22 protein-coding genes and 1 pseudogene are annotated in these 23,859 nt (G+C 70.2%); 10 read left to right on the top strand and 13 right to left on the bottom strand.

Translation table 11 applies throughout. The features are described 5' to 3' along the window. Positions 1-68: 68 nt before the first annotated feature. From ACGFY9_RS10605 to miaA, 5 genes are all read right to left on the bottom strand, one after another. Positions 69-1,604 carry a M1 family metallopeptidase gene (locus ACGFY9_RS10605; RefSeq protein WP_393753323.1) on the bottom strand — a complete coding sequence of 512 codons (1,536 nt, stop codon included), beginning with the start codon at positions 1,602-1,604 and terminating at the stop codon, positions 69-71. Between the two features lie 627 nt (positions 1,605-2,231). Then, positions 2,232-4,385, bottom strand: coding sequence for a RelA/SpoT family protein (locus tag ACGFY9_RS10610; protein WP_393753324.1), 2,154 nt, complete (start codon positions 4,383-4,385; stop codon positions 2,232-2,234). 283 nt (positions 4,386-4,668) lie between these two features. Next, positions 4,669-5,538 carry a diaminopimelate epimerase gene (dapF, locus tag ACGFY9_RS10615; RefSeq protein ID WP_393753325.1) on the bottom strand — a complete coding sequence of 290 codons (870 nt, stop codon included), beginning with the start codon at positions 5,536-5,538 and terminating at the stop codon, positions 4,669-4,671. Positions 5,539-5,610: 72 nt separating this feature from the next. Beyond that, positions 5,611-6,111 (bottom strand): hypothetical protein, encoded by a 501-nt coding sequence (locus tag ACGFY9_RS10620; protein ID WP_393753388.1) that lies wholly within the window; start codon positions 6,109-6,111, stop codon positions 5,611-5,613. A gap of 108 nt (positions 6,112-6,219) precedes the next feature. Further along, complete coding sequence (gene miaA, locus ACGFY9_RS10625; RefSeq protein ID WP_393753326.1) at positions 6,220-7,158, bottom strand: tRNA (adenosine(37)-N6)-dimethylallyltransferase MiaA; 939 nt, start codon at positions 7,156-7,158, stop codon at positions 6,220-6,222. A gap of 248 nt (positions 7,159-7,406) precedes the next feature. Between miaA and ACGFY9_RS10630 the strand changes: the two genes are divergently transcribed. Next, positions 7,407-7,628, top strand: coding sequence for a hypothetical protein (locus tag ACGFY9_RS10630; RefSeq protein WP_393753327.1), 222 nt, complete (start codon positions 7,407-7,409; stop codon positions 7,626-7,628). Between the two features lie 24 nt (positions 7,629-7,652). Next, positions 7,653-7,952: an antitoxin gene (locus ACGFY9_RS10635; RefSeq protein WP_393753328.1), complete on the top strand. Its 300-nt coding sequence runs from the start codon at positions 7,653-7,655 to the stop codon at positions 7,950-7,952. A 443-nt stretch (positions 7,953-8,395) separates the two neighbouring features. Here the strand turns inward: ACGFY9_RS10635 and ACGFY9_RS10640 are convergent, their stop codons facing one another. The 4 genes from ACGFY9_RS10640 to ACGFY9_RS10655 form a co-directional block, all read right to left on the bottom strand. Next, positions 8,396-9,127, bottom strand: a complete 732-nt coding sequence (locus ACGFY9_RS10640; protein WP_393753329.1) for a class III extradiol dioxygenase subunit B-like domain-containing protein — start codon at positions 9,125-9,127, stop codon at positions 8,396-8,398. A gap of 75 nt (positions 9,128-9,202) precedes the next feature. Further along, positions 9,203-9,514 carry a hypothetical protein gene (locus ACGFY9_RS10645; protein ID WP_393753330.1) on the bottom strand — a complete coding sequence of 104 codons (312 nt, stop codon included), beginning with the start codon at positions 9,512-9,514 and terminating at the stop codon, positions 9,203-9,205. 145 nt (positions 9,515-9,659) lie between these two features. Continuing rightward, positions 9,660-11,177 carry a tRNA (N6-isopentenyl adenosine(37)-C2)-methylthiotransferase MiaB gene (gene miaB / locus ACGFY9_RS10650; RefSeq protein ID WP_393753331.1) on the bottom strand — a complete coding sequence of 506 codons (1,518 nt, stop codon included), beginning with the start codon at positions 11,175-11,177 and terminating at the stop codon, positions 9,660-9,662. Between the two features lie 63 nt (positions 11,178-11,240). Beyond that, the gene (locus ACGFY9_RS10655; protein WP_393753332.1) at positions 11,241-11,645 is read right to left on the bottom strand and encodes a MazG nucleotide pyrophosphohydrolase domain-containing protein; all 405 of its coding nucleotides are present in this window, start codon (positions 11,643-11,645) and stop codon (positions 11,241-11,243) included. Positions 11,646-11,779: 134 nt separating this feature from the next. On the opposite strand from ACGFY9_RS10655, the gene ACGFY9_RS10660 reads away from it, so the two are divergent. Beyond that, entirely contained in the window at positions 11,780-12,778 is a 999-nt protein-coding gene (locus ACGFY9_RS10660; protein ID WP_393753333.1) for a TAXI family TRAP transporter solute-binding subunit, read from the top strand. 68 nt (positions 12,779-12,846) lie between these two features. On the opposite strand, the gene ACGFY9_RS10665 is transcribed toward ACGFY9_RS10660, so the two are convergent. Both ACGFY9_RS10665 and ACGFY9_RS10670 read right to left on the bottom strand, forming a co-directional pair. Then, positions 12,847-14,259: an ATP-binding protein gene (locus ACGFY9_RS10665; RefSeq protein ID WP_393753334.1), complete on the bottom strand. Its 1,413-nt coding sequence runs from the start codon at positions 14,257-14,259 to the stop codon at positions 12,847-12,849. A gap of 9 nt (positions 14,260-14,268) precedes the next feature. Then, complete coding sequence (locus tag ACGFY9_RS10670) at positions 14,269-14,955, bottom strand: response regulator transcription factor (RefSeq protein WP_393753335.1); 687 nt, start codon at positions 14,953-14,955, stop codon at positions 14,269-14,271. A gap of 290 nt (positions 14,956-15,245) precedes the next feature. Here ACGFY9_RS10670 and ACGFY9_RS10675 point away from each other — a divergent pair, with 290 nt between their 5' ends. The 7 genes from ACGFY9_RS10675 (at position 15,246) to ACGFY9_RS10705 (ending at position 21,631) form a co-directional block, all read left to right on the top strand. Continuing rightward, entirely contained in the window at positions 15,246-16,022 is a 777-nt protein-coding gene (locus ACGFY9_RS10675) for an amino acid ABC transporter ATP-binding protein (protein ID WP_019060965.1), read from the top strand. 193 nt (positions 16,023-16,215) lie between these two features. After that, a complete protein-coding gene (locus ACGFY9_RS10680) occupies positions 16,216-17,055 on the top strand; it encodes a glutamate ABC transporter substrate-binding protein (RefSeq protein ID WP_393753336.1) in 840 nt (279 codons plus the stop codon). A 52-nt stretch (positions 17,056-17,107) separates the two neighbouring features. Then, complete coding sequence (locus ACGFY9_RS10685) at positions 17,108-17,776, top strand: amino acid ABC transporter permease (RefSeq protein WP_393753337.1); 669 nt, start codon at positions 17,108-17,110, stop codon at positions 17,774-17,776. After that, positions 17,773-18,681, top strand: coding sequence for an amino acid ABC transporter permease (locus ACGFY9_RS10690; RefSeq protein WP_393753338.1), 909 nt, complete (start codon positions 17,773-17,775; stop codon positions 18,679-18,681). The genes ACGFY9_RS10685 and ACGFY9_RS10690 overlap by 4 nt, the downstream gene beginning before the upstream one ends. Positions 18,682-18,856: 175 nt before the next feature. Beyond that, positions 18,857-20,452, top strand: coding sequence for an FAD-dependent monooxygenase (locus tag ACGFY9_RS10695; RefSeq protein ID WP_393753339.1), 1,596 nt, complete (start codon positions 18,857-18,859; stop codon positions 20,450-20,452). Between the two features lie 241 nt (positions 20,453-20,693). Then, entirely contained in the window at positions 20,694-21,233 is a 540-nt protein-coding gene (locus tag ACGFY9_RS10700; protein ID WP_393753340.1) for a cysteine dioxygenase, read from the top strand. Then, positions 21,230-21,631: a rhodanese-like domain-containing protein gene (locus ACGFY9_RS10705; RefSeq protein WP_393753341.1), complete on the top strand. Its 402-nt coding sequence runs from the start codon at positions 21,230-21,232 to the stop codon at positions 21,629-21,631. The genes ACGFY9_RS10700 and ACGFY9_RS10705 overlap by 4 nt, the downstream gene beginning before the upstream one ends. Before the next feature lie 54 nt (positions 21,632-21,685). Here ACGFY9_RS10705 and ACGFY9_RS10710 read toward each other — a convergent pair whose 3' ends face one another. Both ACGFY9_RS10710 and ACGFY9_RS10715 read right to left on the bottom strand, forming a co-directional pair. After that, positions 21,686-22,648, bottom strand: coding sequence for a sugar ABC transporter substrate-binding protein (locus ACGFY9_RS10710; protein WP_393753389.1), 963 nt, complete (start codon positions 22,646-22,648; stop codon positions 21,686-21,688). Positions 22,649-23,013: 365 nt separating this feature from the next. Then, positions 23,014-23,808 (bottom strand): annotated as a pseudogene (locus tag ACGFY9_RS10715) (ABC transporter permease); the annotation flags it as partial. Between the last annotated feature and the right edge of the window lie 51 nt (positions 23,809-23,859).

The following is a 23,859-nucleotide window of genomic DNA, read 5'->3' on the forward strand; positions in this document are numbered from 1 at the left end:
CCGACCTGACGATGGTCGCACGGCGCGGATCGCCACGTCACTGCCTTATTTATTGCCCCGTCACCGCCTTATTTCACCGGCGCCTGCGACTTCCAGTCCGGGTGACCCGGCATCGGCGGGGTCTTCTCGCCGTAGAGCCAGGCCTTGAAGAAGTCGCTCAGGTCGCGGCCGGAGATCGCGGAGGCGAGTTCCTCGAAGTCGGCGGTGGTGGCCGTGCCGTCCCGGTGGACGCTCACCCAGGTGCGCTCCAGGCGTTCGAAGGCCGGGCGGCCGATCTCCTGGCGCAGGGCGTAGAGAGCGAGTGCGGCGCCGTCGTAGACGTTGGGGCGGAAGATGCTGATCTTCTGGCCGGGCGCGGGCGCCTTGGGGAGTCCGGGCGGTCCGCCGGCGGCGCGCCAGCCGTCGGAGGCCGCGTAGGCGGCCTTCATGCGCGTCTCCATCGGCCTGTGCGCCTTCTCCTCGGCGTACAGCTCCTCGTACCAGGTGGCGTGTCCCTCGTTGAGCCACAGGTCGGACCAGGTGCGGGGGCTGACGCTGTCGCCGAACCACTGGTGGGACAGCTCGTGCACCATGATCGACTCGACGTACCACTTGGGGTAGGCGGGCTCGGTGAAGAGATCTCTCTCGAAGAGAGAGATCGTCTGCGTCTCCAGTTCGAAGCCGGTGGACGCGTCAGCCATGAGCAGCCCGTACGTCTCGAAGGGGTACCGGCCGACCTTGCTCTCCATCCAGGCGATCTGGTCGGGGGTCTTCTTGAGCCACGGTTCGAGCTTCGCTCGGTCCTGGGCGGGCACGACGTCGCGCATCGGCAGGTCGTGCGGTCCGGTGCGGTGCAGCACGGCGGAGCGGCCGATGGACACCTGGGCGAGTTCGGTGGCCATGGGGTGCTGGGTGCGGTACGTCCAAGTGGTGTTCCTGCCGACCTTGTCGACGCCGGCCGGCAGTCCGTTGGCGACGGCCGTGTAGGCGTTGGGGGCGGTGACCCTGATGGTGAACATCGCCTTGTCGGAGGGATGGTCGTTGCACGGGAACACCAGGTGCGCGGCGTCGGCCTGGTTGGCCATGGCGAGCCCGTCCTTGGTGCGCACCCAGCCGCCGTCCTGGCCCTTGGCGGACACGGGGTCGCTGGTGTGCCGCACGGTGATCCGCGTCCAGCTCCCCTCGGAAATCGGCCTCTCCGGAGTCACGACCAGGTCCTCGCCGGCACTGGCGAAGGTGGCGGGCCGCCCATCGACCTCCACCGAGTCGACGGTCCCGTGCGCGAAGTCGAGGTTGATCCGGTCCAGCGTCTCGGTCGTCCACGCGTCGATGGTGGTGACGGCCTGGAGCGGCTTGCTGTTGCTGTTGCTGCCGGGATACGTGAACGAGAGGTCGTACGACGCCACGTCATAGCCCGGGTTGCCCAGCGTCGGGAAGAGGCGGTCACCGACGCCCAGGGGGGTGGGCGGCGCACTCGCGGCGACGAGGCAGACAGACACGGCGGAGGCGAGCAGCGCCGCCTTCAGCCGTCGGGAGTTCCTGGTGCGCGACCGGGGAGCCGGATCACCGGAGCCGGTGCGGAGAATGCCGATGCCGGTCGTGCCGGTGCGAGGGGTGAGCAGCATGCACCACCGCTACCAGTGCGCGCGTGCCCCACGGCGACGACTCGCGCCCGGCCCACTCGAACGGGGTCTTCCGGGGGGCTACGGGGGGGGCGGCACCAGGGGGCGCGGGCCGACGTGGGCTTTCAGGAAGCCGGGACGCTCAACTCGGGTGCGCCTCCGCGGGTTGGGCGGCTTCAGGTCGGCGCATGTCTTGGAGGGGCGGGGCGCTCAGCACCAGCGCGTATCTCGGGATTCCGGGGGCTTCACGGCAGACGCGCTCACAAAAGCTCACCCAGGGGGCATGGCGTACGCGTACCTCAACGGGCCGCCGTGGCCTAGGCGAACGCGGGTCTCGGAAGACCAGGGAGTGACTCAGGGCAGTCGCACGCCTCCGAGGGCGACGGGCACCGCAAGGCAGGCGTACCGCACGGCTCAGGAGACCAGAGCGGCTCAAGCCGGACGCGTACCTCAGAACTCCGGAGGGCCTCACAGCAGACGCGCCTCGCGAAACCCCCTCCGGGGGCTCATGGCGGCCGTGTACCTCAACTGGCCGGGGCGGCTCAAGGTGAACGCGCGCCTCAGGAGGCCGGGGCGACTCAAGCCGAGCGCGCGCCCCTGTCGACCAGCGTGGCGAAGCCCGCGCCCCGCTCAGAAGGCAGTCGTGTTGTGGTGCTGCGCGCGGCTCACGTCGTAGACGCCCGGTACGTTGCGCATCGCCCGCATGAGGGTCAGAAGGTGGGCGGCGTCCGGGAGTTGGAGTGTGTAGGTGTGGCGGACGCGTTGCTGGGTCGGGGGTTCGACGGTCGCCGAGACGATTTCCGCACCCTCCAGGGCGATCGCTTCGGTGAGGTCGGCGAGCAGATGCGGGCGGCCGAACGATTCGGCTACCAGCGTGACCCGGCACTCGGTGGTGTCGCCCCAGCGCACTCCGACTTCCGCGCGCCCCACGCTCTTCATGTGCGCCACCGCGCTGCACTCCACGCGGTGGACGGTCACGACGCCGCCGCGTACCGAGAATCCGGTGACCTCGTCGGGCGGTACGGGCGTGCAGCAACCCGCGAGCCGTACGGTCGCGCCGGGCTGGTCGACAACCGGGGTGGCGGGGGCCTCCCCAGTGTTCGGGATGCCCGGGGTGTCCTCGGAGGCGGGGGGCGCCGAACGGACGCTCTGCGCCCCCTCGTTCGCCGCCGCGCCCTCTCCGTCGTCGCTTCCCGGATGCGCCGCGATCCACCGCTGGATGGCGATCCGCGCGGTGGGCGTGTGCGCGTGCTCCAGCCACTCCCTGGAGGGCTCGGAGGCCGGGTCCTGGCCCATGAGGAGCTGGACGGTGTCGCCGTCCTTCAGGACCGTGCTGAGGGTCGCCAGGCGGCCGTTGACGCGGGCGCCGATGCAGGCGTGGGCGTCCTCGCCGTACTGGGCGTACGCGGCGTCCACACAGGTCGCGCCGTCGGGCAGGCCCAACGTGCCGCCGTCGGGCCGGTACACGGTGATCTCGCGGTCCTGGGCGAGGTCCTCGCGGAGCGTCGACCAGAAGGTGTCGGGGTCGGGCGCGCCTTCCTGCCAGTCGAGGAGGCGGGAGAGCCAGCCGGGCCGGGTGGGGTCGGCGCGCTCACCGTCGTTCGCGGCCTGTTGCTCCTCCGAAGGAGGAGCGTAGGGATTGCCGAGCGCGATGACGCCGGCCTCGGCGACCTTGTGCATCTGGTGGGTGCGGATGAGGACTTCGACGACCTGGCCGTCCGTGTGCGCGACGGCGGTGTGCAGCGACTGGTACAGGTTGAACTTGGGTACCGCGATGAAGTCCTTGAACTCCGAGACGACCGGCTTCAGGCAGGTGTGCAGTTCACCGAGGACGCCGTAACAGTCCGCGTCCTCGTTCACGAGCACCAGGAGGCGGCCGAAGTCGGCGCCGCGCAGCCGGCCGCGCTTGCGGGCGACGCGGTGCACGGAGACGAAGTGCCGTGGCCGGATGAGGACTTCGGCCTGGATGCCGGCGTCGCGCAGGACGGTGCGCACCTCGTCGGTGACCTCGGCGAGCGGATCGTCCGTGCGGGAGGCGTTGTCGACGATCAACTCGCGTGTGTGGTCGTACTCCTCGGGGTGGAGGATCGCGAAGACGAGATCCTCCAGTTCGGTCTTGAGCGCCTGGACGCCGAGCCGTTCGGCGAGCGGGATGAGGACGTCCCGGGTGACCTTGGCGATGCGGGCCTGCTTCTCGGGGCGCATCACTCCGAGGGTGCGCATGTTGTGCAGGCGGTCGGCGAGTTTGATCGACATCACGCGGACGTCGCTGCCGGTGGCGACGAGCATCTTGCGGAAGGTCTCCGGCTCGGCCGCGGCTCCGTAGTCGACCTTCTCCAACTTCGTTACGCCGTCCACGAGATAGCGCACCTCGGCGCCGAACTCCTCGCCGACCTGATCGAGTGTCACTTCCGTGTCCTCGACGGTGTCGTGGAGCAGGGAGGCCGTCAGCGTCGTTGTCTCCGCGCCGAGTTCGGCGAGGATCAGGGTCACGGCGAGGGGGTGTGTGATGTACGGCTCGCCGCTCTTGCGCATCTGGCCGCGGTGCGAGGACTCGGCCAGGACCCAGGCGCGGCGCAGCGGTTCGAGGTCGGCGTCGGGGTAGTGGGCGCGGTGCGCCTCGGCGACATGGCCGATGGCGTCGGGCAGCCGGTCGCGCGCGGTGGGGCCGAGCAGGGCGGCCCGGCCGAGCCGGCGCAGGTCGATCCGGGGGCGGGCCTTCCTGCGGGGCACTGTGTTGGTCACAGGGCCTGGGGTCGCAGGGTTCGTGGCCTCCGCACTCATGGGCACCTCCGGCTGCTTGACCGGCGGACGGGTGCCCCATGGCGTACTCGGCTCAGGGGATCTTCGATCCCCCGTCCGGGCCGGTGCTTGATGCTACCGAGCCCACCACGTGCGACTGACCGCCTCTCGCCGAGCGTGAAACGGATCACCCATTCGAGCGAAGGTCGGGAGGTTTACGGTTTTACGCCACGCCACAGGAGGTCAGCCGTGGTTTCCAGCCGCACCGGACGCCGGAGACTTCGGATCAGGGCGTCCGAGGAGGCCAGAACTGCGATTCACCCGTTCAGCGGATGGCGTTTTCCAGCCACTCGGCATCGATCTCGCCCTCGGCGACGATCACCGCGGGACCGGTCATCTCGATCTGACCGTCGGGCCGCTCGGTGATCACCAGCGTTCCACCGGGCACATCGACGGTGTACGTCGCGTGTGTCCCGGTGACGGCCGGGTCGGCGTCATCCCTGCGGGCGGCGGCCACGGCGACCGCGCACGCGCCCGTGCCGCACGAGCGGGTCTCGCCGGCGCCGCGCTCGTGCACGCGCATGGCGACGTGCCCGGGGCCGCGGTCGACCACGAACTCCACGTTCACCCCGTCCGGGTAGGCGGCGGCCGGGCTGAAGGGCGGCGGGGAGAACAGATCGCCGGCCTGCGCGAGGTCGTCGATGAAGGCGACCGCGTGCGGGTTGCCCATGTTCACGTTCCGCGCGGGCCAACTGCGCTCGCCGACGCTCACCGTGACCTCCCCTTCGGGGAGACGGGCCCTGCCCATGCCGGTGGTGACGTCACCGTCCTTGGCGATGTGCATGGACTTCACGCCCGCGCGCGTGGCGATCGCGAAGTCACCTTCGGCCACATACCCGGCTCGCTGGAGATAGCGGGCGAACACACGGGTGCCGTTTCCGCACATCTCGGCGATCGACCCGTCGCCGTTGCGGTAGTCCATGAACCACTCCGCCTCGGCCGCCATGCCCCGCGCCTCGGGGTGCGCGGCGGACCGCACGACGTGCAGCAGTCCGTCGCCACCGATGCCCGCGCGGCGGTCGCACAGGGCGGCCACGGCGGACGGGGAGAGGTCGATGACGTTCTCGGGGTCCGGGACGATCACGAAGTCGTTCTCGGTGCCGTGCCCCTTGAGGAAGGCGATCCGCGTGCTCATTCCTCGATCGTACGGGGTGGCTACGACAACCCGACGACCCCGGTGACCGACCCCGGTGACGTACCTCGGCGGCTAACGGAGCCTGGCCACGCGCCACACCGCCAGGACCACGACTACGGCCACCATCAGGGCGTACGCGACGACGACCCGCCAGTCCGGGCGGCGCCCGGAGCCGCGCTGCGGGAAGCCGGGCCAGGTGTAACCGACGCGGCGGGCGGCCGTCGTGCCCCAGCCGGCCGCGCAGGAGCAGATGAGCAGACCGAGCATGGCGACGACGGCCCCGCTGTCGCCGAAGTCGAAGGCGAGCGGGAAGGCGAACATCAGGGAGCCGACCGCGGCCAGGGCCACGATGGGGGCGAGCTGCCAGATCCGCAGACGGCGCTGCGGGCGGAGTTCGACCTCGACCTCGGGACCGGGAAACATCTCGTCGGGCCCGGGCCCGTCGGCGGTCACGCCGCCCTGGATCTCGTCCGGGCCGTCCGGGCTCAGCCGGTCGTCGCCCTCTTCCGGTTCACCACGGTCCGCGGTGACCTGCTCGATGCCTTCTGCGGTGTCGCGAGGGCCGGCCTCCATCGCCACGCGCCCTCCCAACTCGGACTCCACTTGGTCGATCGAAGCTCGATGATGGCACGCCCCCGGAGGCCGGAACGGCGGCCGGAGCGTCCCGATGCCATGACGTGATCAGGCTGTAACCGGTCGTTCGACCAACGCCAGTGCCAGGTGCGGCAGTTCTGTGAGATCCGCCGCAGCCCCACTCAACCAGTGCACCCGGGGATCGCGCCTGAACCACGAATCCTGACGGCGCGCGAAGCGCTTGGTGGCACGCACGGTCTCCGTGCGCGCCTCCTGTTCCGTGCACTCCCCCGCGAGCGCCGCGAGCACCTGCTGATAGCCGAGCGCGCGGGACGCCGTGACCCCCTCGCGCAGACCGCACGCCTCCAGCGCGCGCACCTCGTCCACGAGCCCCGCGCTCCACATCCGGTCGACCCGGCGCGCGATGCGCTCGTCGAGTTCGGGGCGCGCCACGTCGACGCCGATCTGGACGGTGTCGTAGACCGAGTCGTGGCCGGGGAGGTTGGCGGTGAAGGGTTTGCCGGTGATCTCGATGACCTCCAGGGCCCGGACGATACGGCGGCCGTTGCTGGGCAGGATCGCGTGCGCGGCCTCGGGGTCGGCGGCGGCCAGGCGGGCGTGCAGGGCGCCGGAGCCACGCAGCGTGAGCTCCTCCTCCAGGCGGGCACGGACCTCGGGGTCGGTGCCGGGGAACTCCAGGTTGTCGACGGCCCCGCGCACGTACAGCCCGGAGCCGCCGACCAGGATCGGCCAGCGCCCCTCGGCGAGCAGTGCGTCGATCCGCTCGCGGGCGAGCCGCTGGTACTCGGCGACGGACGCCGTGACCGTGACGTCCCAGATGTCCAGGAGATGGTGCGGGACGCCTCCGCGCTCCTCGGGCGTCAGTTTGGCGGTGCCGATGTCCATCCCTCGGTAGAGCTGCATGGAGTCGGCGTTGACGACCTCGCCACCTAGGCGCTGGGCCAGGAAGACGCCCAGATCGGACTTACCGGCCGCGGTCGGTCCGACGACGGCGATGACTCGGGGGGCGGGGGGTGCGCTGCTCACGTTCCCAGTCTCGCAAACGTCGGACCCTCGCCTCGAACGAGTTACGTGACAGCACGCGCGCGGGGTCGTTGCCGTTGCGAGGTATCCCGCCGCCGGTTTCTTGAGGCGGTGACCCGGGCGACGCAAACGGACGCACCGGGCTACGCGGGATTTCGCCCGCACGAGTAACGTATGGAGCTGATATGGGAGTTTTTGACCGGATTCTTCGGAGGTCGAAGGCTACGGAGGAGGCGTCAACCGCCGGAGCGGTGACCGACACGGAGACGGCCGAGGCACTGACGTCCGGAGCGGCGGACGAGGTGTCGGAGACCAAGGCGGGGGCAGGGGCCGAGGAAGCGGCGGAGACGACGGCGACGGAGACCGTCGCGACTGGCGGGTCCGTCGACGCTGTCGACAGCGTCGAGATTCCGAAGCAGCAGTCCGCCGAAGTGGCCGCCGACAGCGAAGCCGGTGAAGGCGCCCGAACGTAACTGCCCCGCGTGGAAAGGTGAACCATGGGTCTGATGGACAGTTGGAAGGCCAAACTCGCCCCGGCGAAGGACAAGGTCTCGGTCCTCGCGCAGCAGCACGGGGGCAAGATCGAGCACGGCCTGGACAAGGCCGCGAAAATGGTCGACGAGAAAACCAAGGGCAAGTACAGCGACAAGATCCAGACGGGCACGGGCAAGGCCAAGGACGCCATGGACCGACTCGCACACCAGAGCGACACGGGGAGCACGGGAAACACCGGAAGCATGGGGGCGGAGGGCAGCGGCACGACCACGCCGCCGGACTCGACCCCGCCGGCTTCCTGAACGGCACCTGCACATCGATCGGCGGACGGCCGCGGGGCGTAGAGCTCCTCGGCCGTCCGCCGTTCTGCGCTCTGTGTGCGGGCGAGGGACCGTTCGGACGCCGAAGGATGCGTTCAATTCAAGGGGCGAGTGCGCGCGATTCGGGGGCGCTACGGCAGCCGCGCGCGCAGCTGCGGCCTACGGGCCTGAGCGATGACGGCGGTGTACGGATGGGCGCCGCGTGCAGGCTCGTGCCACGCCCGCCGACCACGGAGGGGCGCCTCCGCACCACGCTCGCCGCCCCGGCCACACACGGGCCCAACGCACACCACGCGGCGCCCGCCTCAGCGACGCGCAGCCCCACCCCGCAGCCCCACCGGTGGCACTGAGAGCGCCCACGGTCGACGTCACACGGAGCAAGTCCCCCTCGCCCCGCGAACCCACGACCGCGCCCGTACCCGCGCCTACGACCAGGTAGCGACCACGTACCCGACACCGTACGGCGCGTCGTCGTACAACAACGCCCCGCCGAGGTCGGCACCCTCCGCCGCGCCCGCGAGCACCTGCCACGGCGCGCGGCCCGACGCCTTCAGCTCGTACGCCAGCTCGGCATCCAGCGCCTTGACTGCCGCCACGTCCGCCGCCCCCAGCGCACGCGCGACCTCCGCGTCGAAGGGTGCCGCCCGCTCGTCGAGATAGCCCGGTGCCTTCAGCGTCCGGCACGCGCTGGCGTCGCCCATCACCAGCAGCGCGACCCGGTCGGCCTGCGCGACGATGTCCCTCCCGGTTTGGATACACCGCTCGGCCTCAAGAGGTTCCCCCACGCCGAGTCCCTCGATCGGGGCGTCTGACCACCCGGTGCGCTCCAGCAGCCACGCGGCGACGGCGAGCGAGGGCGGAAGCTCACGCTCCGACGCCGCGCCACTGCCCTCGGCCCTGTCCCCGCGCCCGCCCAGCCGTACGTCGAGATCCACGCCGAAGCCGCGGAACGAACCCCGGGTGCCCTCGGGATGGGGCCCGCGCCCGTTCTGCTCGGCGGGCCCGACGACCACCAGGCGGTCGGGCCGCGCGGCGGCGAGCACGCCCAGCGCGTCGGTGCACGCGGCCCGAGCGGCAGCCAGTTCGGGCGCGGCACCTGCGGCGACATCGGGAACGAGGAGCGGCGGGCATGGGCAGACGGCGGCGGCTACGAGCATGGCCGGAACACTAACAAGCGGGCCCACAGGCGGCGACGGCCCGCGTAGGGACACGGGCGGTCGTTCCGGTATGGGTCAGGTCGGTTCGGGCCCCACCCAGGTCGGGGCGCCGCTGTCGTGCAACAGTTCGGCAGCTGTGAACCGGGTGTGGAAGGTACCCAGCGTCCCGTCTGAGACGAGCAGAAACGCCTCGCCGTCTCGGAACAGCCGGGTGCGCTGAGGCTTGAGCGGATGCGCGGGTCGGTACTGCCGGGCACGCTTCTCCAGCTCCGCGAGGGCCTCTTCGCGTGTGCCTTCGACCTGCGCCAGCACATCACCCCGCCAGCGCTTGCGGTCCCCCGTGCCGATGGTCGTCTCGACGATCAGTCCCCAAGTGGGCATGTTCAAGTGGGCATGTTCCCGCTCCCCCGCCCTGTCCGTCTGTGCCGTTGCCGTCCGGCCTACCGTCTGTGTCGCTGCCAGTTCGTCTACTCGGTCGCGTCAGTTCGTCAGTTCGTGTACTCGCCGTCGCCCCTCGGCGCGCCGTCGCCCCTCAGTCGCAGCCGCAACCGCTCCCCATGGCGACCGGCAGCGGCGCGGGTGCGCCGATCTTCGGCAGGCCCAGCATCACGCCGGCCGGTTTGGCGGCCTCGGCCGCGTTGCGCTTCTCCCAGGCGTCGCCCGCGCGCGTGGGACGCACGTTCAGGGTGGGGCCCTCGGCGAGGAGGTGGTGCGGGGCGGCGTACGTGATCTCGACGGTCACCACGTCACCGGGGCGGACCTCCTGGTCCGGCTTGGTGAAGTGGACGAGGCGGTTGTCGGGGGCGCGCCCGGAGAGGCGGTGGGTGGCGCCGTCCTTGCGGCCCTCGCCCTCGGCGACCATCAGCTCCAGGGTGCGGCCGACCTGCTTCTTGTTCTCGTCCCAGGAGATCTCCTCCTGGAGGGCGACGAGACGCATGTAGCGCTCCTGGACGACCTCCTTGGGGATCTGGTTCTCCATGGTCGCGGCCGGGGTGCCGGGCCGCTTGGAGTACTGGAACGTGAACGCTTGCGCGAAGCGCGCCTCGCGGACCGCGTACATCGTCTGCTCGAAGTCCTCCTCGGTCTCCCCGGGGAAGCCCACGATGATGTCGGTGGTGATCGCTGCGTGCGGGATGGACGCGCGGACCTTCTCGATGATCCCCAGGTAGCGCTCCTGGCGGTAGGACCGGCGCATGGCCTTGAGGATCGGGTCGGAGCCGGACTGCATGGGCATGTGCAGCTGCGGCATCACGTTCGGCGTCTCGGCCATCGCGGCGATGACGTCGTCGGTGAAGTCGCGCGGGTGCGGTGAGGTGAACCGGACGCGCTCCAGGCCCTCGATCGTGCCGCAGGCGCGGAGCAGCTTGCTGAAGGCCTCGCGGTCGCCGATGTCGGAGCCGTACGCGTTGACGTTCTGGCCGAGCAGCGTGATCTCGGAGACGCCCTCGCCGACCAGGGCCTCGATCTCGGCGAGGATGTCGCCGGTCCGGCGGTCCTTCTCCTTGCCGCGCAGCGCCGGGACGATGCAGAAGGTGCACGTGTTGTTGCAGCCGACGGAGATCGAGACCCAGGCCGCGTAGGCACTCTCGCGCCGGGTCGGCAGCGTCGAGGGGAAGGCCTCCAGGGACTCCGCGATCTCGACCTGCGCCTCTTCCTGCACGCGCGCGCGTTCCAGCAGGACCGGCAGCTTGCCGATGTTGTGCGTCCCGAAGACGACGTCCACCCAGGGCGCCTTCTTCACGATGGTGTCGCGGTCCTTCTGGGCGAGGCAGCCGCCGACGGCGATCTGCATCCCGGGACGCTTCGTCTTCATCGGGGCGAGCCGGCCGAGGTTGCCGTAGAGCCGGTTGTCGGCGTTCTCGCGCACGGCGCACGTGTTGAAGACGACGACGTCCGCGTCCCCGTCCGAACCCTCGGGCGCACGCACATAACCGGCACCCTCCAGGAGACCGGAGAGCCGCTCGGAATCGTGAACGTTCATCTGGCACCCGTAAGTGCGCACTTCATACGTTTTGACGTCCACTGCCTCGCTCCGGTCACCGCTGCTCATGTGACAAGGGTAGGCGGTAGCGAGAGTGGCTCTTCCGGCGGCCGAAAACCGCCGTGCCTCACGTCACTCGCCGCTCGTGCCCCACCCCTGCCTGCGCAGCACCCCGGAGACATCCGGCGCCTCGTAGTGCTCCCCCTTGAGCACCTTGCCGTCATCCCTGCGGGCGATCTCGCCGTCCGGGCCGATCTTGGTCATGTTGGCGCGGTGGATCTCGGCGATCACCGCGTCGAGGTCGACGCCGTGGACGAGGGCCGTGCCGTACGCGACGTAGACGACGTCGGCCAGCTCGTGCGCCAGCCGGTCCAGGGGGCCGGTCACGGAGACCTCGGCGACCTCCGCTGCCTCCTCGGCGAGGAGTTCGCCCCGGTGGGCGGCGAGGTCGGGGGCGACCTCGGTGGGGGTGGTGCGGGCGTCGAGCCCGAAGGCCAGGTGGAATTCGCGGACCATGTCGGCGGGCGAAGAACTCATGCGACGACCCTAATGGCCGCCGCTCACCGGCTCCGATCAGCCTCCGTCGATTCCCTCCGCCCCGATCCGCCGCGCTGCCCTGAGCCCTGCCCTGCCCTGGTCAGCACCGCGCACGGACTGGCAGGATCGCGCGCATGCTCAAGGTGTTCTCCCGTATCAGCAGGCGCCGGGCCCTCCAGGGCGCGGCCGCCGGCTTCGTCGCGTTCGGGCTGTTGCTGTGGTGGCTGCTGCCCCTGGGCGACGAGCCGCCGACCGGGACGGTCACCTTCAGCACCGGGACCCCGCTGGGGGTCTACCAGGAGTACGGCAAGCTCCTGCGCGCCGAGCTGGACAAGGACATGCCGGGCCTCACGGTGAAGCTGGTGAACAGCGACGGGTCCCAGGAGAACGTCGCGCGCGTGGCGACCGGCCACGCCGACTTCACCATCGCCGCGGCCGACGCGGTGGGGACGTACGAGGTGGACGGCAAGCCCGGTGCGGCCGGGCTGCGCGGGGTCGCGCGGCTCTACGACGACTATGTCCAGCTCATCGTGCCGCGCGACTCGGACATCGACTCGGTCACCGATCTGCGGGGCAAGCGTGTGGCCATAGGGCCGGACCGCTCGGGTGTGCGGCTGATCGCCGACCGGGTGCTCACGGCGGCCGGCATCGACCCGAAGAAGGGCGTCGAGCCGGTGGCGGCCGGTATCGACACCGGACCGGATCTGCTCAGGCGGGGCAATATCGACGCGTTCTTCTGGTCGGGCGGCCTGCCGACGGACGGCCTGAAGGACCTCGCCAAGAACTACGCGTTCCGGTTCGTGCCGATCGAGGCGACCCTCGTGGCCAAGATGCACGAGCAGGGCGACGCCACCCGCTACTACCGCGCCACCAACATGCCGGAGTCGGCCTACCCCACCATCCAGCGCGGGTCCACCGTCCCGACCATCGCGGTGTCCAACCTGCTGATGACCCGCAAGGACATGAACGCCAGGCTCACCGAGTGGATCACCAAGACCGTGATCAAGAGCCGCGACGGCATCGGCAAGCAGGTCCACTCCGCACAGCTGGTGGATCTGCGCACGGCGATCTACACCGACCCCCTGGCCCTGCACGAGGGCGCCCGGCGCTACTACCGGTCCGTCAAACCGTAGGCCGTACGCCTTCCGCAGGACGTGGGCGTGGGCCCCGAGGGCCCAACGCAGGCCCCTGGAGGGCCCGTTCAGGCCGCGGGACCGCTCCTGGGTACCGAGACCGTCACCTTGAGGCCGTGCGGCTCGTGGTGGGCGTACGTGAGGGAGCCGCCGCCCGCGGCCAGCAGGACCTGGGAGATGGACAGGCCGAGGCCGGAGCCCTTGATGTTCTGGTGGCGGCCGCTGCGCCAGAAGCGGTCGCCGACGCGGGCGAGTTCGTCCTCGGTGAGGCCCGGGCCGCGGTCCGTGACGACGACGGTCGAGGTCTCGCCGTTCGACGCGACCGTCACCTCGACGCACTCGTCCTCGGGCGTGAACTTCACCGCGTTGTCGATCACCGCGTCCAGGGCGCTGGACAGCGTGATCGGGTCGGCCCACGCCGTGGTGGGCGGGCAACTGCCCACCAGCCGCACGCCCTTCGCCTCGGCGGTCGGTGCCCAGGCCGCGATGCGCTCGGCGGTCAGCGCGCCGATGTCGGTGATCCTGAGGTCCGCGTCCGCGTGCTCGGCCAGGGCCAGGTCGAGCAGGTCGTCCAGGACCTGGGTCAGGCGCTTGCCCTCGGTGCGGACCGAGGCGATCTCGTCGTTGTCCTCTGGCAGTTCGAGTGCGAGCAGTTCGATGCGCAGCAGCAGCGCCGAGAGCGGGTTGCGCAACTGGTGCGAGGCGTCGGCGACGAAGGCGCGCTGCTGCTCCAGCACGTCCTCGACGTTGTCCGCCATCTCGTTGAACGACCGGGCCAGGCGCTGAAGTTCCGGCGGCCCGCCGGCGGCCGCGACCCGGGACTTGAGGCGTCCGGTGGCGATGTCGTGAGTGGTGGCGTCGAGGACCCGTACGGGTCGCAGGACCCAGCCGGTCAGCCGTAGGGCCGCTCCTACGGCCAGCAGCATCGCGGCGATCTCGCCGGCGCCGATCGTCAGCCAGCCGCGCAGGGTCCGTGAACGCATCGGCCCGGTGGGCGAGTCGGTGACCACGACGGCGATGACGTCGCCGTCCCGGATGACCGGCGAGGCGACGACCAGACGGTTGCGCTGCCAGGGCCAGACCTGTTCCGGGTCGTGGCTGCGGCGGCTGAGGAGCGCCTCGGCGAACGCGTCGCGGACCTCGCCCGTCTTGGGGAGCAGGAAGTCGTCCGGCGCGTTCGCCATGGAGATGTCGGTGCGGTAGAAGACGCCCGCGCGGATGCCGTAGACCTCGTAGTAGCTGGCGAGTTCGCGGTCCAGGGTCTCCTGGCGCTCGTCCGGAACCGTGTCGGCGGGGCGTGATCCCGTGGGCGCGTCGGTGACGAACTGGGCGAGGGCCGCGAACCGCGCGGTGTCGTCGATGCGGTCGACGATCACCTTCTGCTGCTGTGCCTTGGCGACGCTGATGGCGAGCGGGACGCCGAGCGCCAGCAGCACGGCCGCCATCAGGACGATGAGCAGCGGGAGAAGACGTGTGCGCACCCGGGCCCGCTACGCGGCCGGGGCGACGAGCCGGTAGCCGACGCCGCGTACGGTCTCGATCAGCGCGGGCATCCGCAGCTTGGCGCGCAGGGACGCGACATGCACCTCCAGGGTGCGTCCCGTGCCCTCCCAACTGGTGCGCCACACCTCGCTGATGATCTGCTCCCGCCGGAACACCACTCCTGGGCGCTGTGCGAGCAGCGCGAGCAGATCGAACTCCTTGCGGGTCAGTTGGACGACCGAACCGTCCACGGTGACCTGACGGGTGGGCAGTTCGATGCGCACCGGGCCGAGCCGCAGCGCGGTGTCGCCGCCCCCGCTCGCGTCCTCGTGGACGCTGCGCCGGCTGACGGCGTGGATGCGGGCGAGCAGCTCCCCGGTGTCGTACGGCTTCACTACGTAGTCGTCGGCCCCGAGGTTGAGGCCGTGGATGCGGGAGCGCACGTCGGAGCGGGCGGTGACCATGATCACTGGGGTGCTGGTGCGCTTGCGGATCTTGCCGCAGACCTCGTAGCCGTCCTGGTCGGGCAGGCCGAGGTCGAGGAGGACGACACCGAAGCCGTCGCTCTCGGGGACGAGTGCCTGGAGGGCCTCCTCGCCGCTGCGGGCGTGCGTGACGTCGAATCCGTGCCGCGCCAGGACCGCGGACAGAGCGGCGGCGACATGGTTGTCGTCCTCGACGAGGAGCAGTCTCATCCCGGCCCCCTCCGGTTCATCGTTCGTATGGTGTCGGCCTGTACAAAAGCACGTCTCACGCACGCGTGCACCCAGGCAGTCACGCTGATGGACGAAGACGCCGTCAAGTGGGTTCCGGTTGCGTGCGGCCTTCCGTTATCCAGCCGGTACGGATCCCGGCGACAAAGTGCTACGACACGTGTCCTATTGCTATCCGATCGTGATGCTCAGATCTCGCTCAGATGTGATGACGCTGGTCGTAAGGCCTCACTACTGTCCTCCGCAACCGACGAGGACGGAGCCAGCAAGCGATGACCGAAGTATCGGTGGCCAAGGAAGATGTGGCCGCGACCGGCGAACTCGTCGTCCTGAAGAGCGTCAACAAGCACTTCGGCGCGTTGCACGTACTCCAGGACATCGATCTGACGATCGCCCGCGGCGAAGTCGTCGTGGTGATCGGGCCCTCCGGGTCCGGGAAGTCCACTCTGTGCCGCACCATCAACCGCCTGGAGACGACCGATTCGGGTTCGATCACGATCGACGGCAAGCCGCTGCCCCAGGAGGGCAGGGAGCTGGCCCGACTGCGTGCCGATGTCGGGATGGTCTTCCAGTCCTTCAACCTCTTCGCGCACAAGACGGTGCTCGAGAACGTGATGCTGGGGCAGATCAAGGTCCGCAAGGCCGACCGCAAGCAGGCCGAGGAGAAGGCCCGGGCGTTGCTCGACCGGGTCGGCGTGGCCACGCAGGCGGACAAGTACCCGGCCCAGCTGTCCGGCGGTCAGCAGCAGCGCGTCGCCATCGCGCGGGCGCTGGCCATGGACCCCAAGGTGATGCTCTTCGACGAGCCGACCTCGGCCCTCGACCCGGAGATGATCAACGAGGTGCTGGAGGTCATGCAGCAGCTCGCCCGGGACGGAATGACGATGATCGTCGTCACCCATGAGATGGGTTTCGCCCGCTCGGCCGCCAACCGAGTGGTGTTCATGGCCGACGGCCGCATCGTCGAAGAGGCCGTGCCGGACCAGTTCTTCAGCAACCCGCGCAGCGACCGGGCCAAGGACTTCCTGTCGAAGATCCTTCACCACTGACGACCGCCGGGGATCAGCGCCAACATTCACTGCCGATCAGCCACGAACGCTGACGAACCGCTACAGCCAGCCACTGGCGGCCCGCCGACGACGGGCGGCCGCCGACTGCCGCTGAGGGTCCCGCACGCCCTCAGGGCCACCGCCACGCGCCCTGACGGGCCCTCATCTCCTCTCCAGCCAAAGGAAGTTCACCATGAAGCTCCGCAAGGTCACCGTGTTCGCGACCACCGCTCTCGTCCTCTCGCTCGCCGCGACGGCGTGCGGGAGCAGCGACAAGGACGACTCCGGTTCGGGCTCCGGCGGCAGCAAGATCAAGATCGGCATCAAATTCGACCAGCCGGGCCTCGGCCTGAAGCAGCCGGACGGGACCTACGCCGGCTTCGACGTGGACGTGGCGACCTATGTGGCCGGCCAGCTCGGCTACAAGCCCGCCCAGATCGAGTGGGTCGAGACCAAGAGCGCCGACCGTGAGAACGCGCTGGCGCGCGGCGACGTCAAGTTCATCGCGGCCACGTACTCGATCAACGACGAGCGCAAGCAGAAGGTCGACTTCGCCGGCCCCTACCTGCTGGCCCACCAGGACCTGCTTGTCAAGAAGGACTCGACGATCGCGAAGGCCACGGACCTCAACGGCAAGAACCTCTGTTCCGTGACCGGCTCGACCTCGGCGCAGAACATCAAGGACAAGATCGCTCCGAAGGCCAACCTCCGTGAGAACGCGGGCTACTCGGAGTGCATCGCGGCCCTCCAGAGCGGTGCCGTCGACGCGGTGACCACCGACGACTCGATCCTCGCGGGCTTCGCCGCGCAGGACAAGTTCAAGGGCCAGTTCAAGCTCGCCGGCCTGAAGCTCAGCAACGAGAACTACGGCATCGGCGTCAAGAAGGGCGACTCCGCGACCGTCACCAAGATCAACACCGCGCTGGAGAAGATGGTCAGCAGCGGCGCCTGGGAGACCGCGGTCACCAAGAACTTCGGCCCGGCCGACTACAAGAACGAGCCCGCCCCGAAGATCGGCGACATCGTCAAGTAAGCCCGAGAAAACCCCGGTAAGGCAGGCCCCATACCCGGAAGCGCGGGAGATCGTGTTCGACTTTCTTCAAGGTTATGACGTCCTCGGGGCGTTTTGGATGACGGTGAGACTCACCGTCCTCTCCGCCCTCGGCTCCCTGGTCTGGGGCACACTGCTGGCCGGCATGCGGGTCAGCCCGGTCCCACTGATGCGTGGTTTCGCGACCTTCTACGTCAACACCGTCCGGAACATCCCCCTGACGGTCATCATCGTCTTCACCTCGCTCGGCCTCGCCGACATCTTCGGCGTCACCATGGGCGCGTCCGACGACTTCAAGGTGCAGGGTTTCCGGCTGGCACTGCTGGGTCTCGTGGCGTACCACGCGGCCTTCGTCTGCGAGGCGGTGCGCTCCGGCATCAACACCGTGCCCGTCGGACAGGCGGAGGCGGCCCGTGCCATCGGGCTGAGCTTCAGTCAGGTGCTGCGGATCGTCATCCTTCCGCAGGCGTTCCGCGCGGTGATCACTCCGCTGGCGAACGTGCTGATCGCGCTGACCAAGAACACCACCGTGGCGGCCGCGATCGGGGTCGCCGAGGCGGCCGCCCTGATGAAGACGATGATCGAGAACGAGGCCCAGACGGTCGCCATCGGCGCGGTCTTCGCATTCGGCTTCGTGGTACTGACCCTGCCCACCGGCCTCCTCCTCGGCTGGCTGGGCAAGCGACTGGCGGTGAAGCGATGACCTCCGTCCTCTACGACGCGCCCGGCCCCCGCGCCAAGCGGCGCAACGTGCTCTTCTCTGTGGTGTTCTTCGTCCTGCTCGCCCTCTTCCTGTGGTGGGTCTGGCAGACGATGGACGACAAGGGCCAGCTGAAGTGGGCCCTGTGGCAGCCGTTCACCACGTCGGACGCCTGGACGACGTATCTGCTGCCGGGCCTCGGTGACACCCTGAAGGCCGCCGGTCTCGCCATGGTGATCGCCCTCCCCCTGGGCGCGTTCTTCGGTATCGCCCGGATGTCCGACCACCGGTGGGTGCGCGTCCCGGCCGGCGTGGTGGTCGAGTTCTTCCGGTCGATCCCGGTCCTGCTGCTGATGCTGTTCGCGAACGAGTTCTACGTCCGCTCCACGGGCGTCGGCAGCGAGGAACGGCCCCTGTACGCCGTCGTCACGGGCCTGGTGCTCTACAACGCCTCGGTGCTCGCCGAGATCGTCAGGGCGGGCATCCTGTCGCTCCCCAAGGGGCAGACGGAGGCCGCGCACGCGATCGGTCTGCGCAAGGGCCAGACGATGACGAGCATCCTGCTCCCGCAGTCCGTCACCGTCATGCTGCCGGCCATCGTCAGCCAGCTCGTGGTCATCGTGAAGGACACCGCGCTGGGCGGCGTGATGCTGGGCTTCACCGAGCTGCTCAACGCGCGCAGCACCCTGGCGGCCAACTACGCCAACGTGGTGGCGAGTTTCATCGTCGTAGGGATCATCTACATCGTGCTGAACCTCGCCCTCACCACCTTCGCGAGCTGGCTGGAGGGCAGGCTGCGGCGCAGCAAGAAGAGCACGGGTGCGACCGTCGCCCTCGAAGACGCCACCGGGCTCAACCCCGCGCAGGTGGGGGGCAGTTTCGGAACCGGCGGCGGCGGCACGATCTGATGATCGGTCACATGGCATGAACGACACGGAGGCAGTGGCATGATCGCCACTGCCTCCGTCACTTGACGCAAGCACCGGCAATGGGTTGCATACGTTCTGTGATCGTGCACCCTGCTCCAACTTCCTGTTCACATGCGTCCCTGAGGACACCGTCACGGGCAGGGGGCGCCGCACCGTGGACCCGGTGATCATCGTCGGGGCGGGGCCCGTGGGGCTCACGCTCGCCCTGGCACTGGCGCGGCAGGAGGTGCCCTCCGTCCTCCTCGACGAGGGTCCGGGCAAGGACGAACCACGCCCCGCGCGCACCGTCGTCCTGCGGGAGGACACCGCGGCACTCCTGGAGCGACTGACCGGCGTGCCGCTCGCCCAGCTCGGCTCGCGCTGGGCCGGATGGCGGTCGATGCGGCGCAAGCAGGTGATGCGCGAGATCACGTTCGACGAGACCGAGCCCGCCCCGCTGCACATCGCGCAGCACGTGCTCACCGGCGCCCTGCGCCAGGCCCTCGCGGGCGAGCGGCTGGTGAAGATCGCCGTGGACAACCGCCTCGACTCGCTCGAACAGGAGCCCTCGGGCGTCACCGTCCACACCCGCGGCCCCAAGGGCACCTGGTGGCGCGGCAGTTACCTGGTCGGCTGCGACGGCCCGCGCTCGACCGTGCGCAAGCTCCTGGACATCCGCTTCCCCGGCCGTACGGCGGTGGAGCGACACGCCGTGGCCGCGCTGCGCACGGAACTTCCGTGGCCCGACCAGGCGTTGTTGCATCGGGTGCCGCCGTGGCGGACGTCCGGACCCTCGGCCGGGGAGGTCACCGGACGCCCCCTCCCGGACGGCGTGTGGCGCCTGGACTGGCTGCTGCCGCCGGGCAAGGACCTGGTCACTCCCGAGCTGCTGCTGGCCCGCATCCGGGAGACGCTCGCGGGCTGGACCGAGGGCCCGACACCGCCGTACGAACTGCTCGACACCGGTGTGCACACCGTGCACCACCGGCTCGCGCGGCGGTGGCGGGCGGGGCGGGTGTTCCTCGCCGGGGACGCCGCGCATCTGCTGGGGGCGCTGGGGACGCAGGGGCTGGACGAGGGGCTGCGGGACGCCGACAACCTCGCCTGGAAGCTGGCGCTGGCCTGGCACCACGGGCCGCACGAGCCGCTGCTCGACAGTTATCAGGCGGAGCGGCGGGCGGTCGTGGCGGCCCGGTTGCGCGCCGCCGACCAGGCGCTGCCGCTGGTGCGCGGCGGCGCCGGGCTGCGCGCGGTCGTGCCCGGCTCGGCCCGCGGCCATGACGTGCTGCTCACGGACGGTCACCTGGGGCACGGCGCGCTCGGTGCGCCGGGGGCGTACGCCGACTCGCCGCTCACGCCCCGGCACATCGAGGCGGAGGTCCCCGTGGACACCCTTCCGGGTGCGCCGGTCGCCGATGTCCTGGTCACCGCCGAGGACGGCGCCTTCGTACGGCTGCGGGACCGTCTCGGGCGCGGCTCCCTGCTGGTCGTCCTGGTCGCGCCGGGCACGGGCGTGTGGGAGCGCAAGCACTGGGTGACGGCCGGAATCATGCCCCGCCTCGCGGCCGCCGTGACGGCACTCCCGCACCCGGCCGAGCTGCTGGTCACCGAGAGCTACCCGGGCGCGGCCGCCCACACCGTCCTTCTCGTCCGGCCCGACGGTCACCTGGTCACGGCGCTGAGCGGGGTGCGTCCGGCCGACCTGTACGCGGCGGCCGAGGCGACCCTGGGCGGCCCGACGAGGACGGAGGCCACGGCCGGCTCACGCTGAGGCCGCCGTATCCGAACTGTCCACATAGTGACGCTGAGTTGACCGGCCCGCACCGCCGTGCTGTACTCCGGACCATGACCGACACCTCTGTCCACCTCTGGCGGAAGGTCCACCTGGACCTCGTCCGCTACGTGGGCTGTGTGTGTCACGTCGCCTGCTGAATTCGCATCTCTCTCACCCGCGCGCGCCACTGTCGTGATGCCTGCGCGCACCTTCGCGAACACTCATCAGGACGGTGCACGTGTCTGTCTCCCCTTCTGCCTCCGTGTCCCCCGCCGCGCCCTCCCAGGCCCCGACACAGGCGGACCTGCTCGACTTCGTCCGGCGTACGGCCGCCGACGCCGAGCTGATCGCCTCGCTCCCCCTCGACCCCGAGGGCCGCACCTGGGTGCGGCTCGAAGGTCCCGGCGGCAGCGAGGCCTGGCTGATCGGCTGGCCGCCCGGCAGCGGGACGGGCTGGCACGACCACGCCGAGTCGGTCGGCGCCTTCCTCACCGCCGCCGGCGAACTCAAGGAGAACTCGCTCGCCGCCCGGCTCCCGAGCGACGGCTGGAAGACCCTCGAACTGGAGGAGGGCGTGGACCGCGAGCGGCGGCTGCCGACCGGGAAGGGCCGCGCCTTCGGCCGCCACCACGTCCACGAGGTGCTCAACGAGTCCTCCGAAGAGCACGCGATCTCCGTCCACGCCTACTACCCGCCGCTGCCGCAGATCCGCCGCTACAGCCGTACGGGCCCGGTGCTGCGCCTGGAGCAGGTCGAGCGCCCGGCGGACTGGCAGTGAGTGCCGCGCACGAACAGCCGCTCGGCATAGACGGGTTGCTGGAGCGGGCGCGCGGGACCTACGAGCGGATCGAGGCGCGGGCGGCGTACGAAGCGGCCCGCGACGACAAGGCCCTCCTGGTCGACATCCGCTACGCGGCCCTGCGCGACCGCGACGGCCTCATCCCCGGCGCCCTGGTCGTCGAGCGCAACGAACTGGAGTGGCGCCTCGACCCCCGGGGCAGCCACCGCGCCCCCGAAGCCACCGACCACGACCTGCGCGTCGTGGTGATCTGCGACGAGGGCTACGCGTCCACCCTGGCAGCCACGTCCCTGCACCAACTGGGCCTGCGCCGCGCGACGGACCTCGTCGGCGGCTTCCAGGCCTGGAAGGCGGCGGGACTGCCTGTCACGTCGTAGACACTCTGTCCACGACGTGACACACCGGGTCCACGGCGTGACGCACCGGCCCGCTCACGACCCGTCGGAGGGGCAGTAGAGCGGGGCGGTGTCCGCGTTGGTCCTGGTGATCAGGCGGGCCGGTGTGGTGGCGATCTTCTCCACCTTCTCCTTACGGAGAAGGCTGATGGTGTTGGTGACGGCCAGTTCGCCGGTGTCCTTGGCCGAGTTGGAGACGGTGGCGGCGAAACGGCCGTCCTTGAGGGCGGCGAGTGCCTCGTCGGTTCCGTTGACCGTCACGATCTTGACCTTCTTGCCGCCGGCCGCGTCCAAGGCCTTGCGGGCGGCGAACGCCATCTCCTCGTTGGCGACGAAGGCGTAGTCCAGATCGGGATGCGCTTTGATCATGCTCGCGGCGACGGTCTTCGCTTTGGCGGCGACGAACATGGCCGGCTGGTTCGCGACCACTTTCGCGTTCGCCGGCAGCCCCCTGGTGAAACCGCCGACGAGCAGGTCGGAGGCGGCACCGGGGGCGCCCGCGATGACACCCACCTGCACCTCGCGCCCCGCGGCGGCGTCCTCGATCCAGTCGGCGTCCAGCTTGCCCACCGCCTTCAGGTCGACGACGACGGCCCCGAGGATGTCGGACGGATCGGCGCTGACCGAGGTCAGGAAGATCGGGATGTGCGCGCTCCCGGCCTTGGCGATGTCGCTCTTGAGGGCGGTGGTGTTGACCGTCTGCAGGATGATCGCGTCGACATGGCGCGCGATCATGTCCTGGATGTTGGCCAGCTCCCGCGCGGCGTCCTGACGCGAGTTGACGGTGACGAGCTTCGCGAAATTGCTCTTGGCCGTGTTCTCGATCGACTCCTGCAGACAGGTGTGGAACTCGGTGCTGCCGCCGTTGACGAACCCGAGGGTGGTGGGCTCGTCGTCGGCGGGCGTGGCACTGGACTCCAGTCCGCAGCCACTCAGTAAGAGACACGTACCGACCAGGAGGACCACCAGGGTTCTGCGGTGGTGAGCGGGCAGGGGCAAGAACAAGGGAGGCCGCCTTTCAGGGCGTACGAGGACCGGTCGGCGAAACGGCCGGAGGCACTCGGGCAGGCCTGGCTGCGGCTCAGCGGGCGGGATGGCCGAGGGTCGGCAAGCGTGGAGGGCCGAGGTTCGGCAGCAGAAGCTACTCCCGCGGCAAACATGCGCACCCTCCGCGTCACGCACGCTAAGTCTGCGAAATGTGTGCCCTCGGTGGTAGGGGTGACCGCTGGGACAGGTGGCTGGCAGTTCCCCTCGCTCGCGCTCGGGACGGACGACTGACGCTTGCCCTCACTCACTCTCGGGTCGGACGGTCGGCGGTTTCCCGCGCTCACTCTCAGGACGGACGATCCGGCGGCTTCCCGCGCTCACTCCCTGGCGGTCGCCACCGTGACCGCGCGGACCCGGAGCGCCACGCGTCCCGGCAGTGCCGTGGCGACAAGGGCGAGGGTCCCGGCCACCACGACCACCGTGAGGTACACGAGGGGCGTGACCGACGGTGCCGCCCGACCCGTCATACCGATGCTGAACGCGATCAGGACGGCGAGGGCGATACCGCTGCGGAGCGCCGTTGGCGAGCAGCAACATCGACAGCGCCTCGGTGCGCAGCATCCGCAGCACCTGACGGCGGGTCACCCCGGCGAGGCGCAACAGCGCGAACTCCCGGACACGCTCCGCGACCGACATGGCGAGCGTGTTGACCACGGCGATGGCCGTGCACGCCAGAACGAGCCCCATGGGCAGGTAGTTGACCTCGGCGTTCGCCTGTTGCCGCTGCGCCTGGAGCGAGTCGGCGGCGGCCGGCGCGAGAACGTGTACACCCGGGAACTCACGGAGAGTAGGGGCGAGTTGTGTCTGTGTACGGGTCGTGCCGACGAGGACGGAGGAGGCGAGCGAGCTGTCGACATGCCGGGCGACAAGATCGTGCGCGAAGGTGAGATCGTCGAAGCCGAGGCCCCTGGAGTAGACGGCGACGACGGTGAGCGTGACGGGCGTGCCGTCGCCGAGCGTCAGCTTCAGGGTGCTGCCCGGCCTCAAGTGGAGCTGGTCCGCCGCCAGTTCGCTTACGGCCGCGGTGTGCTCGGTGAGTCCGCCGAGCGATCCGGCGGTGACGCCGGGGTCCCAGGTATGGGTGAGTCGGCGGGGGTGACGCCTTGGGCGAGCACCCGCCCGGTGCTTGCCTGAACGCGGTCGGCGCCCCCGCGCGTCCACCG

The organism is Streptomyces sp. NPDC048504, assembly GCF_043200035.1.
In the GTDB taxonomy this organism is placed as follows: Bacteria; Actinomycetota; Actinomycetes; order Streptomycetales; family Streptomycetaceae; genus Streptomyces.

Bases quoted from the DNA above. Each gene is read 5' to 3' on its own strand.
- miaB (WP_393753331.1), bottom strand. From the start codon at position 11,177: ATGAGCAGCGGTGACCGGAGCGAGGCAGTGGACGTCAAAACGTATGAA.
- ACGFY9_RS10640 (WP_393753329.1), bottom strand. From the start codon at position 9,127: ATGCTCGTAGCCGCCGCCGTCTGCCCATGCCCGCCGCTCCTCGTTCCC.
- ACGFY9_RS10690 (WP_393753338.1), top strand. From the start codon at position 17,773: ATGACCTCCGTCCTCTACGACGCGCCCGGCCCCCGCGCCAAGCGGCGC.
- ACGFY9_RS10680 (WP_393753336.1), top strand. From the start codon at position 16,216: ATGAAGCTCCGCAAGGTCACCGTGTTCGCGACCACCGCTCTCGTCCTC.
- ACGFY9_RS10660 (WP_393753333.1), top strand. From the start codon at position 11,780: ATGCTCAAGGTGTTCTCCCGTATCAGCAGGCGCCGGGCCCTCCAGGGC.
- ACGFY9_RS10670 (WP_393753335.1), bottom strand. From the start codon at position 14,955: ATGAGACTGCTCCTCGTCGAGGACGACAACCATGTCGCCGCCGCTCTG.
- ACGFY9_RS10675 (WP_019060965.1), top strand. From the start codon at position 15,246: ATGACCGAAGTATCGGTGGCCAAGGAAGATGTGGCCGCGACCGGCGAA.
- ACGFY9_RS10610 (WP_393753324.1), bottom strand. From the start codon at position 4,385: ATGAGTGCGGAGGCCACGAACCCTGCGACCCCAGGCCCTGTGACCAAC.
- ACGFY9_RS10655 (WP_393753332.1), bottom strand. From the start codon at position 11,645: ATGAGTTCTTCGCCCGCCGACATGGTCCGCGAATTCCACCTGGCCTTC.
- ACGFY9_RS10635 (WP_393753328.1), top strand. From the start codon at position 7,653: ATGGGTCTGATGGACAGTTGGAAGGCCAAACTCGCCCCGGCGAAGGAC.
- ACGFY9_RS10620 (WP_393753388.1), bottom strand. From the start codon at position 6,111: ATGGAGGCCGGCCCTCGCGACACCGCAGAAGGCATCGAGCAGGTCACC.
- ACGFY9_RS10605 (WP_393753323.1), bottom strand. From the start codon at position 1,604: ATGCTGCTCACCCCTCGCACCGGCACGACCGGCATCGGCATTCTCCGC.
- dapF (WP_393753325.1), bottom strand. From the start codon at position 5,538: ATGAGCACGCGGATCGCCTTCCTCAAGGGGCACGGCACCGAGAACGAC.